General features: G+C 38.5%; 18 protein-coding genes. 2 read left to right on the top strand and 16 right to left on the bottom strand.

From position 1 onward, the window contains the following. Window positions 1–93: 93 nt before the first annotated feature. Complete coding sequence (locus N178_RS01470) at window positions 94–849, top strand: DUF4397 domain-containing protein (RefSeq protein WP_045289971.1); 756 nt, start codon at window positions 94–96, stop codon at window positions 847–849. Window positions 850–880: 31 nt separating this feature from the next. Here the strand turns inward: N178_RS01470 and N178_RS01475 are convergent, their stop codons facing one another. The 7 genes from N178_RS01475 to ilvA form a co-directional block, all read right to left on the bottom strand. Then, window positions 881–1453, bottom strand: a complete 573-nt coding sequence (locus N178_RS01475) for a YpmS family protein (protein WP_013058738.1) — start codon at window positions 1451–1453, stop codon at window positions 881–883. 12 nt (window positions 1454–1465) lie between these two features. After that, the gene (locus N178_RS01480) at window positions 1466–2353 is read right to left on the bottom strand and encodes an SGNH/GDSL hydrolase family protein (protein WP_237758373.1); all 888 of its coding nucleotides are present in this window, start codon (window positions 2351–2353) and stop codon (window positions 1466–1468) included. 233 nt (window positions 2354–2586) lie between these two features. After that, the gene (locus N178_RS01485) at window positions 2587–3117 is read right to left on the bottom strand and encodes an SCO family protein (RefSeq protein ID WP_045289976.1); all 531 of its coding nucleotides are present in this window, start codon (window positions 3115–3117) and stop codon (window positions 2587–2589) included. Window positions 3118–3188: 71 nt separating this feature from the next. Continuing rightward, window positions 3189–4805, bottom strand: a complete 1617-nt coding sequence (locus N178_RS01490; RefSeq protein WP_045289978.1) for an ATP-binding protein — start codon at window positions 4803–4805, stop codon at window positions 3189–3191. Between the two features lie 150 nt (window positions 4806–4955). After that, window positions 4956–5798 (bottom strand): DegV family protein, encoded by an 843-nt coding sequence (locus N178_RS01495; protein WP_045289980.1) that lies wholly within the window; start codon window positions 5796–5798, stop codon window positions 4956–4958. 169 nt (window positions 5799–5967) lie between these two features. Next, window positions 5968–6219, bottom strand: a complete 252-nt coding sequence (locus N178_RS01500) for a YpmP family protein (RefSeq protein WP_013058743.1) — start codon at window positions 6217–6219, stop codon at window positions 5968–5970. 161 nt (window positions 6220–6380) lie between these two features. Continuing rightward, entirely contained in the window at window positions 6381–7652 is a 1272-nt protein-coding gene (gene ilvA, locus N178_RS01505; RefSeq protein WP_013084697.1) for a threonine ammonia-lyase IlvA, read from the bottom strand. A gap of 231 nt (window positions 7653–7883) precedes the next feature. Between ilvA and N178_RS01510 the strand changes: the two genes are divergently transcribed. Beyond that, the gene (locus tag N178_RS01510) at window positions 7884–8102 is read left to right on the top strand and encodes a hypothetical protein (RefSeq protein WP_045289983.1); all 219 of its coding nucleotides are present in this window, start codon (window positions 7884–7886) and stop codon (window positions 8100–8102) included. Between the two features lie 51 nt (window positions 8103–8153). Here the strand turns inward: N178_RS01510 and N178_RS01515 are convergent, their stop codons facing one another. The 9 genes from N178_RS01515 to N178_RS01555 all read right to left on the bottom strand — a co-directional run bounded on the left by N178_RS01515 (window position 8154) and on the right by N178_RS01555 (window position 19040). Next, entirely contained in the window at window positions 8154–8639 is a 486-nt protein-coding gene (locus N178_RS01515) for a dihydrofolate reductase (RefSeq protein WP_045289985.1), read from the bottom strand. After that, window positions 8636–9430 (bottom strand): thymidylate synthase, encoded by a 795-nt coding sequence (locus N178_RS01520; protein ID WP_045289987.1) that lies wholly within the window; start codon window positions 9428–9430, stop codon window positions 8636–8638. The genes N178_RS01515 and N178_RS01520 overlap by 4 nt, the downstream gene beginning before the upstream one ends. Window positions 9431–9780: 350 nt before the next feature. Beyond that, window positions 9781–10683, bottom strand: coding sequence for a formyltetrahydrofolate deformylase (gene purU, locus N178_RS01525; RefSeq protein WP_045289989.1), 903 nt, complete (start codon window positions 10681–10683; stop codon window positions 9781–9783). A 286-nt stretch (window positions 10684–10969) separates the two neighbouring features. Further along, a complete protein-coding gene (locus N178_RS01530; RefSeq protein WP_045289990.1) occupies window positions 10970–12775 on the bottom strand; it encodes an IucA/IucC family protein in 1806 nt (601 codons plus the stop codon). Then, on the bottom strand, window positions 12772–13926 hold the full coding sequence (locus N178_RS01535; RefSeq protein WP_045289992.1) for an MFS transporter: 1155 nt from the start codon (window positions 13924–13926) through the stop codon (window positions 12772–12774). Before N178_RS01535 ends, N178_RS01530 begins: the two co-directional genes overlap by 4 nt. Before the next feature lie 3 nt (window positions 13927–13929). Continuing rightward, entirely contained in the window at window positions 13930–15219 is a 1290-nt protein-coding gene (locus tag N178_RS01540; protein WP_045289994.1) for a lysine N(6)-hydroxylase/L-ornithine N(5)-oxygenase family protein, read from the bottom strand. After that, the gene (locus tag N178_RS01545; RefSeq protein ID WP_045289996.1) at window positions 15198–15791 is read right to left on the bottom strand and encodes a GNAT family N-acetyltransferase; all 594 of its coding nucleotides are present in this window, start codon (window positions 15789–15791) and stop codon (window positions 15198–15200) included. The genes N178_RS01540 and N178_RS01545 overlap by 22 nt, the downstream gene beginning before the upstream one ends. Then, window positions 15788–17542, bottom strand: a complete 1755-nt coding sequence (locus N178_RS01550; protein WP_052942368.1) for an IucA/IucC family protein — start codon at window positions 17540–17542, stop codon at window positions 15788–15790. The genes N178_RS01545 and N178_RS01550 overlap by 4 nt, the downstream gene beginning before the upstream one ends. Continuing rightward, window positions 17520–19040, bottom strand: a complete 1521-nt coding sequence (locus tag N178_RS01555; RefSeq protein ID WP_045289998.1) for a pyridoxal phosphate-dependent decarboxylase family protein — start codon at window positions 19038–19040, stop codon at window positions 17520–17522. Before N178_RS01555 ends, N178_RS01550 begins: the two co-directional genes overlap by 23 nt. Window position 19041 lies beyond the last annotated feature (1 nt).

Consider the following 19041-nt stretch of genomic DNA (forward strand, 5'->3'; position numbering starts at 1 on the left):
GTGATCAGTGATCGGCATAAATTATGAGTTTTAGCATATGTTTGGTTACGTATGGAAATGTTTTTATACTCCGACAATAAGGGAGCTGAACATATGGCTAATTATTCCTTTGATCAATATATTAAAAAAGCAATGAAATACGATTTTCTAGCTAACTACTATAAGTATAGTGATCCCTCTAAGCATATTCATTATTATCAAAAGCATTTGTACTATATTCAGCAGGCCATCTTAACTTCTTCTGAAAATACGAATTTGCGCGTAAATCCGCCGCAAATTCGTATACTTCACGCTTCTCCAGATTCTCCATCTGTAGATATTTATATTAACAACAAACGAGTGATCCGCAATTTAACTTATAAACAGGAAACAGATTATATTGAATTACAAGAACCTGGAAGATATACAATTTCTATTTATCCCGCTGGAGAAACGGAAAGACCTGTTTTAACAGAATCATTTACATTTGAAGGAAATCAAAATTACACGGTAGCGGCGGTAGATGAGCTAAACAAGCTTGATTTATTATTTATCTATGACAATACGGATGTACCAAGTGGAGAAACAAAGCTTCGGTTTGTGCACCTTTCTCCTGATGCTCCCGCTGTGGATATTGCGGCTAGAGGCGGAGACGTCATTTTTTCTGGCGTGCAGTTTAAAGAAGTCACAAAATATTTGCCTTTATCCCCCATGCACGTTCAACTTAGCGTGCGCATAGCAGGAACCAAAAATGTAGTACTCGAAATCCCGGCACTGAACCTTCGGCCGAATCGAACATATACGGTATATGCCGTCGGATTTGCTAAGAACCGTCCTGTATTAGAAGCGCTGATTTCCCAAGATCGTTAACAAAAAAAACCTTCCAAATTGGAAGGTTTTTTTATTCACTGCGTGAAATTAAACGTACGCGAATATCATCATTTTTCAAATCAAACTTTTGTACTTTTACAGCAAAATCACTCTCTAACTTCATCTGCTGTAACGCTACGTATACTGATTCATTCTTTGGATCAATCGTTACCCATTCTGGTAGCGCAAAGTTATTATTTACATATCGAAGCACTGTGCGGACAGGGAGCTGCAGCTTTCCAACAGAAAGTGACTGCTGTTCAAGCACAATATCTCCATTTTTTTGTACGATTGGATCAAATGTCATTCGAATATTAATATCATCGCCGAATACTTGAATCGTTCCGTCTACTCTTACTACATCGGTAAGAGTAATTTTGTAGTTAAGCGGCTGATTCTTAAATTCTTTTTTTAAATATTTATCAATCAGTACATTTAAGTCCGCTTTTTTAGCCAAAATAGTTAGTTCTGCGTCTCCTTCTACTTTTTCAGAGGGAGTTGGATTGGCCTTGTCAACCGGTTGAAAAATAAACGCAATAATAAGGATAGCCCCTAGAACATTAATCCCTAATAACGCGATAAATAGGGTTTTCCACTTTTTCATATAACAATCTCCTTACTCGTTCCCACTCTCTTTCGTGTTTTTCTCTTTTTCATCAGATGTAACTTCTTCTGCTGTTTCCTTTTTCTGGTCTCCAACGAGAGGATCTTCTTCCTCCATTGATTTACTAATGCGCTCAGCCATTAGTTTGTACCCTTTTTTATTAGGGTGAAACTCGTCTTTCCCTAATAAATTTACGTCAGAATCATAAAAAATATCATCAATTTTTACATAACTTACATTATCATATTGAGAAGCAATTTTCTCGCTTGCCGCATTCCATTCATTAATAACGACATTAATTTCTTTCACATCACTTAATGATTTAAAGAATGGATTATAAAAACCAATTAAATAAATATGGGCATTAGGATTAAGCTTACGTATACGTGAAAACACGTCATTTAGCCGTTTTTCATATCTGGACTGCTGTGATTCAAACGTCTTAATTGAGATATTGTAAAAGTAATCCCTTACCACTTTCATCACGTCATTGCCGCCAATCGTCAAGAAAACGATGTCTGCTCTGGATACTTCAGCTGCTACTCCCGGCTGATTTAACCTCGCTAATAGCTGATCCGTCCGGTTTCCTCTTTTGCCTAGATTCTCTGTTCGTACATTTTGCACTTCATTTTGTTTAGAAAGGTATTTAGTTAAGTATGGTACATAACCGCCTTTTTTAGACTCATCTCCTACTCCTTCTGTTAATGAGTCACCAATGGCTACAATATCTAAATCTACAGGAAAAAAGCCTTTCGGAATATGCTTCTTAGGTGTTAAATCCACTTCTTTTTGAACGGCTTCTTCTTTATTGTCCGCCGGCAAAAAAGTCGTCGTCGAACAGCTCGCTAACACCACCGCACTCATACTGCTTATCACTATACTTTTCCATTTTCTCATCATAACACCTACTAACTATGCTGTATTCTCGCTGTCACAAGCAATACTGCTTACCGCTCTGAATAACTATATCTTTATATCTTATCATACTATGTCAAGTTGATATTTTACTACGTTTTCTATATATAGTATATGTAAAAAAAAGGATAACCATGTTTGTTTCATAAAAATATCCGCTAACACATCACTGTAAAGATAGCTGTGTTTGGCGGATAGATTTGACAAATTTATAGCTCTTACTGAAGGGTTTTGATATCTTTGATCATATCATCATAAGGAGGATCAGTCACTCCCTGATAAGATTTTTGAACCACTCCATCTTTGTCAATGAGAAAAAAATACGTACCGTGAATAACCTGCGGATTTTCTTGCGGCTTTTTCACAATCATCTTAAATTGATCCAGCGCAAACTTTTCAATTTCCGCTTGTTTATAACCCGTTAAGAAATCCCAATTCGAAAAATCAGCGCCAAATTTAGCCGCATAGTCCTTCATTTTCTGCGGAGTGTCCACTTCAGGGTCTACGCTAAATGAAACAAAGCGAACGTCCAGCCCTTCATCCTTGGCCATTTTTTGTAATTTAGCCATATGAGCCGTCATTGGGGGACATACGGTTTCGCAGCTTGTGAAGATAAAGTTAGCTACCCAAACGTTCCCTTTCAGCTGACTTAGCCCTACTTTCTTTTGATCTTGATTAACATAAGAAAAAGAGTCCATCTTCCAATTAAGCGGATTTTCTATTTTGGAACCACAGGCTGTTAACATCATGCAACTAATGAGCAGTAAAAAAACAATTTATAAGACCAGCTTTTCATATGTTCCTCCTGCACGATTAAAGTTTAGTCATAGCTAGGGAAAATCAAGGTAAACGTTGAACCTTTTCCTGGTATGCTTTCCACTTCAATTCTTCCATTCATTTGTTCGACCAGTTGATAAGAAACCATCAGACCAATCCCTGTTCCTTTTTCTTTTAAAGAATAAAACGCTGTTCCCAGCCGGTTCACTTGTTCACTGGTCATGCCTATACCAGTATCTTCAATTTGAATATGTACATGCCCTTCTCGCTTGTAAAGTCCTACTCGAAGCGTTCCTCCAGCTCTCATGGCTTCAATTCCATTTTTCATAATATTAAGCAGAACTTGATTCAATTCGTTTCGGCTGCCGCGAACATACACCTCTTCTTTTGCGTCTAATTCTATGAGTATATTGTTTGTTAACAAAGCATAAGAAGATAATAAGTCTACTAAGCTTGTAATACACTCTAAGCAGTTAATAAAACGATGCTGATGAACATCCGGCTTGGCTAAAGATAAATAGTCATGAATAATCGCTTCCGCTCTGTCCATTTCGTTAATCATAAGATGAATGTAACTTAATTCAGTGTTTGAAAGCTTTGTATTATCTTGAAACAGCTGCAAAAACCCCTTTACCACCGTCATAGGATTTCGAATTTCATGCGCTACAGAAGCAGCTAATTGACCAATTGCATTCATTTTCTCTGCTCGCTGCAATTCCTTTTGCATCCTTGTTTTTTCCATAATGACTTCCAATTCATCAATCGCTTTGGTAATTCCGTCTTTTGTATGACTGAGATCTGTTTCTACATTCAGGTGTTCTTTTGTTACCGACACTTGATGAAAAAGCTGCTGCAGCCGCTCGGTCATTTCATTAAATCTTGTGTGTACATTCCCTAACTCAGAATCATCTTCGTGTGTCAGCTTCACATCAAATTCCCCTTGACTTACCGCTTGAATCCCTTCTATTAATTCCCCAAGGGGCGACATTAATCGCCTTAGTCCCCAGTCTTGAATCACAATAATGAAGGTAAACAGAAGCGTAAACGCAACGACCAAAGACACAATTAAACGTTTTTGATAGATATAGATAGCGCTTGCATCTATATCTACACCAAGAATAGCCACAACTTTTCCAGAGCTGTTTGTAATAGGCGATAAAACGGTTATCCACGTCCCGAATTCGTCTTTGTATGTAGATGTTACGATATTTTTCTTTTCTTGTTCTGCTTGCTTAAATGATTTATAAAATTCTTCTCCCCCATAATAAATCATGGACGGCTCTAGCGATTGTTTAATTTTCTTATTCGCTGTTACGATAATCTTATTTCCATGCGATTTGAATTTTTCGGTCGTCATAATATATCCCTGCAAGTATGACGGATGCAATTCATAAATCTTTCTGAACTGCTTTTCTAGCTCGTCTTTTTCAGGAATCGTCCCGTTCCTTGAATCCACTGCTGCTATTACGTCTTGTTTAGATAAAGACTCCCTCCATAAATCGGCCATAATTAACACGTGCTGCGTTAACGTCTCTTTTGCCATTTTTTTTTGAACTTGATAGCTAATGGCTAAAGAAATGACTCCAAGGGCGACTACAATTAAAGTAGAAAATAAAACCGTTTTGTTAAACACACTCAAATTTCGAATATATTTTTTCATCGGTATACTCCGGATTCAAAAGAATAGTAACCAGCACAGCATTCGCTGGTAGAAAGTTGATTCTATTATATCACACGTTCGTCCACTTCTCTTTCTCCTTTTTCCAAAAAAGAGAAAGCCAAAAAAGTGACTTGCAAAAAGCAACTCACTTTATTCAGCAAAATACATAAAACCAATTGCACCAATACCCGTATGCGTCGAGATAATAGGCGTGGTATCTTCAATCGAAAATTGCGTATAGCCTCTTGCCTTCACGATTGATTCTTTTAACTTAGAAGCGAGCCCAAGTCCATCTGCATGTACAAGCCCTACTCCTTTAATACTTTTTCCTTCTGTATGCTCTTCAAACTGTTTCGTTAAAAACTTAACAATTTGAGAATGGCTGCGCACTTTAGCAACAGGAGTATATACTCCGTCAGCTAGAGAAGCAATCGGCTTAATATTTAAAAGAGAACCGATCAATCCTTTTCCTCGTCCAATACGTCCACCTTTAACCAAATTTTCAAGCGTATCAACTACGACAAAAAGATTCGTATTTTGACGCACCTCTTCCAGGCGCGTGATAATTTCTTCTACTGTATGCCCTTCTTCAATCATTTTCACCGCTTCAAAGACTTGAAACGAAAGAGCTTTTGTAATATACATAGAATCGACAACGGTGATATTTCCTGCTACCATTTGAGCCGCGCTTTCAGCTGCTCGAACAGTTCCGCTCATTCCTCCAGTCATATGAATCGAAATGACGTCATACCCTTCACTCACTAATCGTTCATATACTTCAATAAAAGAACCAATAGCTGGCTGAGAGCTTTTTGGTAATTCTTTTGAATTTTTCATTTTTTCAATAAAATCTGTCGGCGTTAATTCCACGCGATCTAAATACGTTTCATTATCAATGTTAATACATAAAGGTATCATCTCAATACCGTATTTTTCAGCTTCTTCCAACGTTAAATCAATTGTTGAATCCGTTACCACTTTAATTTTCGCCATGTGTTCACCCCTATAAGATGCATTGCAGACTAGTATAACATGAACGCTTACAACAATATAGTTATAATAGAATGCAAGTTTTGCTAATTCGTAAAACGCATGTTCAACCTTTTATATCAACAAAAAAAGTTGACTCTGCTGAAATATTCAGAAAAGTCAACTTTTACGTTTATGCATTATGCTTTAATACATGAGACTTAAAGAGCTGTTCGTAATCTTTCCATTTCAGCACGCGTTTTAAATATTCTTGAAACGAGTAGGTTTGCTTCGGAACTGATTCGTTCGTGATTTGTCTAATAAATAAATCAAGTTTTGCAGATAACATGAACCGAAACGTGCTATTTTCCTCTAAAACTGGAATTTCAGTAATTTTTACTTTTTGACCACTGACATGTTTGAATTCAAGGCTTTTTAATAGCAAGGCGATCAACCCTCTTTTTACCCGTTTATTTTATTATAATGCTTGAGGCACTTTCTGTCTTGATAAAATAAAAAGAAAACACAAATATTTTTTAAAATAAAAATGCTTCATCAACTTATTCGACAGTTGATGAAGCATTCCTTTTTAAAACGACCTTCTATTTAAATAAATAAGTGAAACAAGTTGCTTTCTTTATTAATTTCCGTGTAAGGAAATCCTTTTTTATCCATACGGTTAATTAGTGGATAATAATCTTCTTTATGCTTAAGCTCAATTCCCACAAGTGCCGGCCCGCTGTCTTTGTTATTCTTTTTCGTATACTCAAAGCGCGAAATATCGTCTGTCGGTCCAAGCACTTCGTCTAAAAATTCACGAAGAGCTCCTGCGCGCTGAGGGAAATTAACGATAAAATAATGCTGTAATCCTTCATAAATCATCGAACGTTCTTTGATTTCTTGCATACGTCCAATATCATTGTTGCCTCCGCTAATGACGCAAACAACCGTTTTTCCTTTAATTTGCTCACGGTATGAGTCAAGAGCAGCAATCGAAAGAGCTCCTGCTGGTTCTGCTACAATCGCATTTTCATTGTATAGAGATAAAATGGTTGTGCAAACCTTGCCTTCAGGAACAACTACAATATCGTCCACAAGCTCTTTACTGATGTCATACGGAAGCGTTCCAACTGTTTTAACAGCCGCTCCGTCTACAAATGGATCGATTGCCGGTAGCGTCACTACATTTCCATTTGCTAAAGATGTCTGCATACCAGGCGCGCCTGCTGGTTCCACCCCAATCACAGCTGTTTGAGGCGAGATGCTTTTTACGTATGTGCCGACACCGGAAATTAATCCGCCCCCGCCGATACCCGCAAATACGTAGTCAATTTCATCTTCACAGTCATTGAACATTTCAACGGCTACTGTACCCTGTCCTGCAATAACGTCTACATCATTAAATGGATGAATAAATGTTCGATGCTCCTCTTCACTGCATGCAATAGCTTGTTCATAAGAATCATCAAACGTATCTCCGATTAGTACGACCTTTACGTTATCTTTGCCTAGAAATTTCACTTGATTAATTTTTTGGCGCGGCGTTGTGCTCGGCATAAAGATTTTACCATCGATATTTAAATGACGGCACGCATATGCTACACCTTGTGCATGGTTTCCTGCACTTGCACAGGCAATTCCATTTTCTAATTCTTCTGGGGATAACTTTTTGATTCGATTGTACGCACCGCGGATTTTAAATGAGCGCACCACCTGCAAATCCTCACGTTTTAAATAGATATTACATTCATATCGTTCAGACAAAACGTCATTACGCTGTAGTGGTGTATGCACAACAACATCTTTAATCAATTGATTTGCAATCATGATGTCCTCTAAATGTACGTGTTTTGTTCGATTATCTACTTGTTGTTTCATAACCAACTTCCTTCCTCTTCTACCATTATTAATTTGTACATTATATCACAAAAAATTTAGAAAAATCATTATTTTTCATTAATAATAACTAAAAAAACTTTTCCAACTATTTCACTGTCCACATACTTTACATATGTTTAGCAAACGCTAAATAGACTTACAAAATTGCCCATACTTTCTACATGCAGCTGATGCGATAACAGGTATAAATTAAGAAAGGTTGTGGAACAAATGGATTTTTCACTTCAAAGTCATGAAAGTGCCGTTCCGTGCGAAGTAGTTGCAGATGAAGAAAACGGTAGATATATGCTTCGCAAAGCAGATACAAGCGGAGAAGTTTTTAATACACCAAGCGAGCTAATTCAGTGGATTGAAACAAACTGGAGCGCTGAACAGTTTGTTAGCACAGCCGCTTTTCACGAAATGATGAAGCAATTAAAATCAATATAAAACACCCTGCCTTTTTATAGGGCAGGGTGCGTTTTTTATTAACAAGAAAAATTAGCTTCGCTCGTATACGGTAAAATAATACGTGTAGGGATTTTTTTCATCTTTAATTCCTTGCTGCTTCGAAATAACTTTCCATTCGCTAAAATCAATCGCAGGAAAATGTGTATCTCCTTCAAACGATTCTTCAATATGCGTAATATAAAGTCGGTTTGCAACGTCTAACGTTTGCTCATATAGAGTAGCTCCACCTATCACAAACAGCTCGTCTTCTTTTTGAGCATCTAATGCTTCTAGTTCCTCAACTGAATGAATAACGGTTGCTCCTTCTTGCTGGTAATCTTTTTGACGTGTAAGAATCACATTTTCACGATTAGGGAGCGGTCGTCCAATTGATTCAAATGTTTTTCTTCCCATCACGACCGTATGACCCGTTGTGACGCGCTTGAAATACTTCAAATCTTCTGGAAGGCGCCATGGCAAATCGTTATCTTTGCCAATAAGCCCGTTTTGATCCATTGCGACAATAAGAGAAATCATACGCTTACAGCTCCCTTGATATGAGGATGCGCATTATAGTCTACTAATTCAAAGTCTTCAAATTTAAAGTCAAAGATAGACTTTACATCTGGATTGATTTTCATTTTTGGTAATGCATGAGGCTCACGCGTCAACTGCAGGTTTACTTGTTCGATGTGATTGCTGTAAATATGCGCATCACCAAACGTATGAACAAAATCACCAGGCTCTAAATCACACACTTGTGCCACCATCATTGTAAGCAGCGCATATGAAGCAATATTAAACGGTACGCCTAGGAAAATATCAGCTGAGCGCTGATACAATTGACAAGACAATTTGCCGTCCGCTACATAAAACTGAAATAAGCAGTGACAAGGCGGCAAAGCCATATTGTCTACATCAGATACATTCCAGGCGCTTACCATTAAGCGGCGGGAATCAGGATTGTTTTTGATTTGATTAATAACATTTGTAATTTGATCAATTTTTTCTCCGTCCGGCGTTGGCCATGAACGCCACTGATGACCATACACAGGACCAAGCTCGCCGTTTTTATCCGCCCATTCATTCCAAATGCGCACGCCGTTATCCTGTAAGTACTTAACGTTTGTATCTCCTTGTAAAAACCAAAGCAGTTCATGAATAATTGATTTCAAATGAAGTTTTTTTGTCGTTAATACCGGGAAACCTTCTTGTAAATTAAAACGCATTTGATAGCCAAATGTGCTAATTGTACCTGTTCCTGTCCGATCTTCTTTTTTTGTTCCATTTGCTAACACATGCTCGCAAAGTTCAAGATATTGTTTCACTTCCGACACTTCCTTTATTAAAAAGTCCTTTTCTATTGTATAAGTGTTCACAGGCTAAGTAAACAACTAAATCTCAGCTCATACAGAAAAGTTCTTTATCATTTAGATAAGCGATTCCCTCAGAAAAAACGAGACTGAGACATAACGAAATCAATTAAATAATCGAGTATAAATTGCTTATGAGACCGCGGTTGATCTCCGTGAAAGCGCTAGAAGCAACTAAACAGATGAAACCTACTTTTACTATGACCATAAAAAAATCCGAACGAATTTCATTCTCTCACAAGAATCTCGATTCATCGTTCGGATCTTCCTTCGGCTAAACTACTTCTTTAACAGCTTAGTATTTGTTAATTAAATACAATTGTGCGGTTCTCATGAACTAAAATGCGGTCTTCTAAGTGCCATTTCACAGCGCGTGCAAGCACCGTACGTTCAATTAAGCGTCCTTTTTTCTTTAAGTCATCCGCATCATCACGGTGGTTCACGCGTTCAATATCTTGTTCAATAATTGGTCCTTCATCCAAGTCGTCCGTTACATAATGAGACGTGGCCCCAATTAATTTTACGCCTCGTTGATATGCGCGTTCATATGGACGTGCTCCAATGAATGCCGGTAAGAATGAATGATGAATATTAATGATGCGATATGGGTTTTCAGCCACAAAAGTCGGCGTTAAAATTTGCATATAACGCGCCAAGATAATTACGTCAATATCATAATCTTTTAATACTTGAAGCTGTTTTGCTTCTGCTTCTTGACGAATGTCTTTTGTCGCTGGTATATGCTTAAACGGAATGCCAAACGATTCGACTACTTCGCGCGCATCTTCGTGATTGCTTACAACGACCGCGATGTCTGTCATCAAGTCTCCGCTTTCCCAAGCCCACAGCAGCTCTAGCAGACAATGAGGCTCTTTTGACACAAAAATAGCTGTTTTTTTCAAATTATGAGCATATGTAAACTGCCAGTTCATTGAAAATGTATCAGCAATCTTTTTGAAGCTTTCTTCTAGTTTTACTTCTTTAGCTAATAAATCCTCACATTCAAATTCGAAACGGATAAAAAACATGCCGCCTTCATGGTTCGTTGAATGTTGACTCGATTCTACAATATTTGCGCCGTGCTCATGCAAAAACGTAGAAACAGCCGATACAATACCCGGCTGATCCGGACAGCTAATTAATAGTCGACCGCGATTTTTATATTTCTCTTTATATGAAGTTAAATGTTTTTGAATATGCGATTTCATGTAATTCCCTCTCTTTTTTTAAATATACAGACAATTGTACCATTATCCTTGCAGCGATGCGACATTGAAATAAAGCTGTGACAAAAGAAAACCGAAACGTTTGCTTCGGCTTGTATACTTGTTGTTCTGATATCTACTCCAATCAAATCGTTCATTCACTCATCTTTATATTCTGTACATACCTAAAATGAGTGTTTCCTAAAGTACTGTAGCTCATCCACTTCTCTTACTGCTTTTGAATCAAACATAAAAAAGCCGCTGGCACAACACCAGCGGCTTTTCCTTATTATTGCACAGCTTTTTCACTCACTTCATGCAAAGCATTCCGTACCTTGCCATATTCGCTTGCGTGAGGACGATCTCCGTCGTCTTCGTATCCATAATCAAACATTCGATTTCGATTTAACGTTAACTTAGTAATAGTTGGACGCAATAAATCAAATAATTCAAATCGTTTTTGTAAATGTGGAAATGATGCTTGATAATGTAAAATTTCTGCTCGTACACTTTTCCAAAAGTCCTCTTCTTCTACACCTTCATGCTCTTCTAAAATGCTTGCTAAATAGCGGAAGTGACAAATAAATAACCCTGTTAAAATAAACTGCGTCAATCCTTCCGGCTCTTCGCTGCGCAGCACTTCTTTTAATTCAAAAGATAGCTGCTGCAGTTCTTCAAACGGCTGATCACTAATATTCACGTCGTCTACAAAATCTTTCATAATAATTCGAACCGGCTTGTTATTTTTAAGAACCAGTACTGTATTTTGCCCGTGCGGGGAGAATACAGTTCCGTATTGATACAAGTAGTGAAGTAGCGGCGGCAAAACAGCGCTGGTTAGCGCATCAACCCACTCGTTAGGAGTCAGGCCCGACCGTTTTATATACGACGAAACTAAAGCTTGTCCTTCACTGTCAACATGTAATAGCGCAGCTAGCGTAATCGCACGCTCGTCTTCTTCTAACTCTTGATAAATGTTTTCACGCCAAACGACTCCAAGCATTTCTAAATACTGATAAGGTGCGTTTTTAATAGAAGCAAACGTTGGCTGAGATACGTTTAACGTAGCCACTTCGCCTAAAAGCCCTACTTTGCACGTATCTTTTAAAAACGTGTCGCGATCTCTTATGCCTTTTATATGCTGAGTGACTTGAGGAGCAATGACCGTCCTCTCACTTGGAAGGCCTCTGTACACAAGCGTATTTAATATACTCATTGGAAGCTTTACGTGATACTTATCTCGATTTGTTGTATTCACGAATGTACGAATCGACTGCTGAGGCAAGTATTGATCCTTCCCTTCTCCTAAAGGAACAATTAAATCATTTGCAATGTATTCAGCAAATAAAGGAACAATTACGTTTAGCCACTGCCATTCATGGACGGGAATATAATAATAATCCGCTGTCGAAAGGTCTTGGTTTCGTAACTCTTTTTCAAATTCAGCTAGCGTATCAGCGCTTAGCTCCTGCTTCATGACATCATCAAAACCGAGAGTATCCAACGAATGAAATGAAGCAATTTGCTTCTCTACAGCAATCCATGAAAGCTGAATTTCTTGTTTTTGCTCAGGTGCAAACCGAAGATAGTCATCATAACCAAACCCAATGCGCCCTTTATTATACGTAATCCAAGGATGTCCCGTCATTTCACCTTCTAGCTCTGCATAATCCATATTTGCTAATTCATCAGCTGATTTTCGATTTTGCAAATGCAAATCTGCTACTAACGTATGAAAATATTCTTTTGCTAAATGACCTGCAGTTGAGCTAGACATTCCTTTGTCTTCTGATAAGCTAATTAACAGCTGAAGCGCTTCTGAAAATGTAGGGTTTGACGTTTTAGACGTTAACTTAATACTTTCTGGGAGTACTGAAACACTATCAAACATCCGCTGTTTCGCTTGATATGTATACGTAACACCTCGGTGGTCTTCCCATTGATACATAGCAATCGCACCCTGTTTTTGCAGTTGTTTCGGCTCAATAATATGTTCATACATGAATTCCTGCAGCATTTTAGCTAAAAGCTGCCGATTTGCTTTCTCCCATGATTGCTTATTAAATACGGAAAGATTCGTTTTTTTGATCTTCATCCTTCATTCTCCTTTACTTGTCTTAGAATAGGAATTGTTTTATTTCGCAGCGGCATCACAGCATTAGCAGCTAGCAAAGCAGCTGCTCCCGCTACTAAAGGAAATGCCAAATCCACTTTGCTGATTTCTAATGCTAAAATCGGTGCAATCAGCAGGGCGGTATTTTGAACAGCAATAAGCCAGCTGTAATAGTAAGCAGCCGCTTCTTTACTTTTTCGAAATAAATAGATATCCAGTATAACCATGCTGAGATAAAACCCGGCTCCATATAAAATTCGGCTGATAATAAACACGCTGAGATGATCAGCGTATGCTTGCAAACACAGCAGCAAAACACTAGCAACCGTTATACTATAAAAAAGCGGTATAACTTTGCCGTTCAATAGTTTGGTAGGTACCGTAAGCTTTAAGACAATGGCCATAATGCTCGGCATCGCGTATAACAAAGCGCTGTCTTGACTGCTCATGCCATATGTTTCATGTGTAAACAATGTAAAATAAGGGCGAATGACATTGTGTCCAAGGTGAAAAAAGAAAATCGCCAGCAAATAAAAAAAGATAGGCTCGTTTGTGCTTTGAATGGACGGCGTTTTCTCTGTTTTTAAAGTTGATGCTGTTCTTGTTAAGAGCCATACGGCCAGTACCGTATCAGTTAAAGCAAAGTATTGATATACTTTAAGCGGCATTTCCCATGCAATAACCGTACTTCCAAACAAGCTAGCCACAATAATAGCCGTATGAACAATAAATACATACGTTGTTGCAGCACTTGCCTTTTTCTGTCCTTTTTTCATGCCTCCTACTAAATATGGGTATAAAAGATATAAACTGCTTTGAAATACAAGCAGCACTAAGGAAGTAGCTAAAAATCCATAAAAAGTAGAAACTTCGCTCAAAATGACTTTAATTAAGGCCGTCATTAGAAGTGACGCTACAACTACATATTTTATGTTCCATTTCTTAAGCAGCATTCCCCATAAAGGTGTCATGACAATGACCACAATCCGGCAGCAAATAATGAAAAAAGACGTCATCGTCACTCCATCTACATGAAATGCATGTGTAAAATACTGTGGATAAAATGGTGATAATAATACTTCTGACGTCATCGTCATAAACAAGCAGATAAAAACAAAACGCGCGGAAACCATTTCTTAAAATCCGAACTTTTGGAAAACAGTATTTTTATATATTTTGTACACGCTTTTGCCTGCAATTTGGTTAATCAAAACAGCATTTCGATAAGCGCCTAAACCTAAGTCCGGTGCTCCAACTCCATGTGTATGAAGCTCTCCGTTTTGCACAAATAGCTTGGCTCCTTTCTTCTTCATCTCAACTTGATAGCGTTCGTTAATTTTCAGCTGGCCTTTTTCATCGAAGAGTACATGTTCTTTTAAACCTTCCATAAAAGCAGGCTCTTTTGCATGATAGCCCGTAGCCATAATGACAATTTCACTTTCTTCTTTTTCAAATGAGTCCTGCTCGTATTGGTGAAGGGTCAGAAGATGTGTATCGTTTTTCTTTTCAACGCCTGCAAGTTCCGTAAGCGCGCGCATCGTTAGCGGTACTTCTTTTCCGCCAATTGTTCGTTCGTAAATCAAATCATAAATATCCCCGATTGTTTCAAAGCTTATTCCTTTATAGAGAAGAGCTTGATTTTGTAAAACGCTCTCTTTTTTCTCTTCGGGCAATCTATAAAAATAGCGGGTATAATCAGGTGAAAAATGTTCAAGGCCAAGCTTTGAATATTCCATTGGATAAAATCCTTTTGAGCGCGTATACCAATTCAGCTTGTAATCAAACTCAGGCTGCTGCTGAAGTAAATCATAGACAATTTCAGCTGCGCTTTGACCAGAGCCAATTACGGTTATACTTTTAGCCTGCATCGTTTGCTCACGCTTCATTTTATAATGAGCGGAGTGATAAAACGTATCGCTTGCCACTGTTTGAAAGTCTCTTGGCACTAGGGGCTGCGTACCTACTCCAGTAACAAGATGATAGCTGTAATAGGTATGAAGCTTCCCCTCTTTTTCTACCGTTACTTCGTAGTAAGGCTTAGCTTCTTCATGCATTTTCACTTCTTTTACTGTGCTGTTAAACTCAAGCCCACTCAGCTGGCTCGCTACCCAGCGGCAATAGTGATTGTATTCATTTCTCGGAATATGAAACTTCTCAAAGAAATAAAACTGATACAAGCGCTCATGCTCATGCAAATAATTCAAGAACGTGTATGGACTCTTCGGATCCACCATCGTGACCACATCTGCCATAAACGGCACTTGAAGAGTTGTTCCTTCTAAGAGCATTCCTGGATGCCAATTAAACTCATTCTTTTGTTCAAAACATTTATATGTACAATCTGTTTTATCAATTAAAGCGGCTAATCCTAAATTAAATGGACCAACTCCTACTCCAATTACGTCTAAAATGTCCCGTTGTTCCATTCACTCCACCTTCTTTCAAACACTTCTCTTTCACATTTCAGCAGTACACCCGTTTTATCAGGCAGCGACACTTCTTTCATAAATTGAAAGCCGCATTTTTTAAATACTGCAATCATTTTTTCATTTCGTATATCTGGCTCCGCTATTACTTTAACAGTGTCTGCTACGTTAAACTTGTGCTTTAGCAAACTAAGAAGGAGCGGATAAATATAGCCTTTTCCTAAAAAAGCAGGTTCTCCAATTAATAAATGAATCCCTTGATCCCCTTTTTCATAAGAGTAATAGTTACTGATAATATCGCCTTCAACCGTATAAGATTCCCAATAGCTCATAGGTACACCGTCAATTTCTCCAATTAGCAGTTTTTGATGGGAATCCGCTAGAAACGTTTTTAAATGCTGCTCGTAAGCCTGTTTTGAAATATTTAAATTCCAATACGGAATAACATGCGGTTCATGCATCCACTTGTACAGTCGTTCGAAATCTTTTGCAAAAGAAACAGAGCGAAAGGTAATGCTCTGCTCCTTTTGCTGAACCCTAAATGGATACTGCGTTTGTAAGGCCGATTTCATACACGTACACCTGCAGATTCGTACAATGGATTCTCGACATTTACATAAATAGACTGTGTTTCAAGCGATCCTACCAGCTCATCCATATCATGAACGCGCGTTAAGAAATTGGCTTTGCAAGGAAGCACACTCTCTTCTAGCATTGATGAAACAAGCCCCGTATGATCTTTTTCTTTGTACATCTCGATCTCTTGTCGCAAAATCAATAGCAGATTTGATTCTTGAACGAGACCAGCTGCACCAAAAGCGTTAACTAATCCTAAGATATGATTAAAAAATACGTAATAACGAAATCTTTCTTCTGCTACAGCGTCATCACATACCGTATCGCTTTCTCCGTTTAAGGAAGAAAGCAGCTTGCGAAGCTCTTGTTCCTTTGATTTCATAAAGTAATAGCCTTGGTTATCGCGGTAGTAAAACACCGATGGATATCCGTTTTCATCAAGTTTAATAACGGAATTTTGCTGATGAGCTTCCAGCGCAATTCCTTTTTGAGTGTAAAGCCACATCATAGGATGAAAAGAGACATTTAAATAGCGTTTAAACCAGCGCTTGCTCACATCTTCAGTCGTGCTATTTTCACTTGCGGCAATATGATTAATAATATTTTCAATTTGAGAAGCTTCTCCAAACACATGATCTTGACACAAACTAGCTAGAAGTGTTGTACGATCCCCTTGCTTACCTTGAAAAGGATTGCTTCGAATCATGACTTCAAATCCAAGCTCCTTTTCTCCAAGCGTGATGTAAGCAGGGTCTTCAATCACTTGAAAATCCGGATGATTTTCTTGAAGCTCCGCCTGTAATCCCTTTTGCAACAAACGGCTAACCTCTACTCCTCTGCTTAATTCTTTGCGTTTGTTCACTCTCAGCGAATTAGTGATTTTTACCGGAATAGAAAATTTGTACATCACATCTGCATTTTTACTGTATACGGTTCGAACAGACGAAGTCGGATAAAACGGCTGACCGTGTGGCCCTAGATAAGTAAGCCTGCCTTTTTGAATCCATTCGCACACTTCTTCTTTTCCTAAAAGATAACGAGCTTGCAGCGGATGCATAGGTATAAGTGAGTAATCGTCCGCTTGGCAATAAGACTGTATGAATTCTTCAGAAACCGTCTTATCTTTTTTCAGCTGCTCTTTAATAAGCTGTGAAGCGGTTTGGCTTCCAGCGGACTGTTCTGCAACAAGAGATGCATGCGCTTTAAAATAATGAAGCTGAAATTTGCCGTTCACTTCAGGCCCAAACACCTCTTCTTCTTCAGGTAATATCCCTTGGCGGCTTTTAGGTGTTGGATGCAGCTGGTGCCCAATAAGCAGGGACTGCTCAGATTCTAAGAACGTTTTGTCCCATTTATAGCACGTCTCTAACTCTTTCTGTCTTTTTTCAATGAATAATTTCATATTTTCATAGCTTAATAGGACACGTACAATTAGCTCATTTACTTGTAATAAATGATCCGTTACTTCTTTTAAAAGAAAGGCCAAAAGAGTGACGATATCTAACTCCTTAACCTCCTCTTGCTGAATACGATAAGAAAAGTTCGAAAAGAACAAGTGACGTCCGGTGGCTGAGCGGTACTTTACTGGAAAGTAAAGAGTTACCGGCTGTTTTTCTAGTCTAAGAACAAGCGTTTCTTCGCTTTTTATTTCTGAAACGGACTCCCATACTCCCTTACCTGTTTCTCGAATATAGCAATTAATAATGTTTTGCATCGTAATAAAATTAGCCGATAACTGAGCGTTCACGTAATCGCTCCTCCTTTTTCTCCCACTGTTTGCCTAAAGCAACGACTTCCTCTAAATGAGTGGCAACAGAATTAAATGTAATCATAGGATTTAACATCGTTAGTTTTAAATAGGCTCGCTCTTTATGCTTTGTTTTTGCCATGATAAAAGTGCCTTTTTCGTATAAGTGCTGCTGAATACGCTGATTCAACTTATTTTCATAGTGCAGCTGTTTGTTATGATCCCCATATATGACCTCTGGCACATAGCGAAAGACAACCGCGTTCAGATAAGGATCATTTAACACTGCAATATTCCTTTGCTTTCGTAAATGTTCAGCTGTTTGCTTAGCCGTTTCAATCGTATGATCAACCATTTTTCCATACTCATTTGTACCTACTGCACGGAAAGTTAGCCATAGCTTCAAAGCGTCAAATCGTTTGGTCGTTTGAATGCTGCGATCTACCAAATGTACATGCTCATCTTCTTCAGGATTTAAATAATCTGCATGAAGCTGAATGTGTTTGAACATAGCTTGATCCTTCAGTAGAAATGCCCCGCAGCTCACCGGCTGATAAAACCACTTATGAAAATCCATCGTAATAGAATCTGCTCGTTCAAGAGCTTTTAAGCGTTTACGATATTTATGTGAAAATAGCAGCGCTCCTCCATAGGCGGCGTCAGCATGAAGCCAAAGCCCTTCCTTTTTAGCTAGCTCACTTATTTCAAAAAGAGGATCTACGCTTCCAAAATCCGTCGTACCTGCCGTTGCTACAATAGCAAAAGGAAGGTTTCCCTGTGCTTTGACTTCCCGTATTGCTTCTTCTAAATTTTCTATATCCATCTCGTGCCTCTCATTGCACTTTACACTCACCACCGCATTCATGCCCAGCCCGAGCTGAGCTGCAGATTGCTGCACTGTAAAGTGAGCTTTTTCCGAGCAGAACATTCGTAGTTTTTTAGCTTGGAACGGTAAGCCTTCTTCACTCACATCAATTGAAAATGCAGCATGACAATATTCATTACGTGCAAGCAAAAGTCCCATATAATTCGACTGAGTCCCTCCGCTTGTAAAAATGCCCGAAGAAGAGCTTTGATAACCAATTTGTTGTGTTAACTCATCAATCACTTGATCTTCTATATACGTAGCTGCCGGACTTTGATCCCACGAGTCCATAGATTGATTCAAAGCAGAAATCATCACTTCCGCGGCAAGAGCCGGTATAATCGGAGGACAATGCAAGTGTGCCATTGCCCCGGGATGCGAAATATGAAGCGAATGATCCATCACTACGGCTTGTACATCATCAAACAAGTCTTCTAGCGGCTGTTCGTGTTCGCTAAAATAGACCGAACGATTGACTAAGTTTGATAGCTCGTCAACGTCTATGTGAGTATAAGGGGATTTTAGGTCATGGTAGTGACGTTTAATCATCTCAGTCATTCCGCCTATCATCGCTTCATAATTCTCGAGGCTTTCTTTGGATGATGATAAAAACCACTTTTCAAACGGCGCCATT

Origin of the sequence: Priestia aryabhattai B8W22 (assembly GCF_000956595.1) — a bacterium.
Lineage (GTDB): Bacteria > Bacillota > Bacilli > Bacillales > Bacillaceae_H > Priestia > Priestia aryabhattai.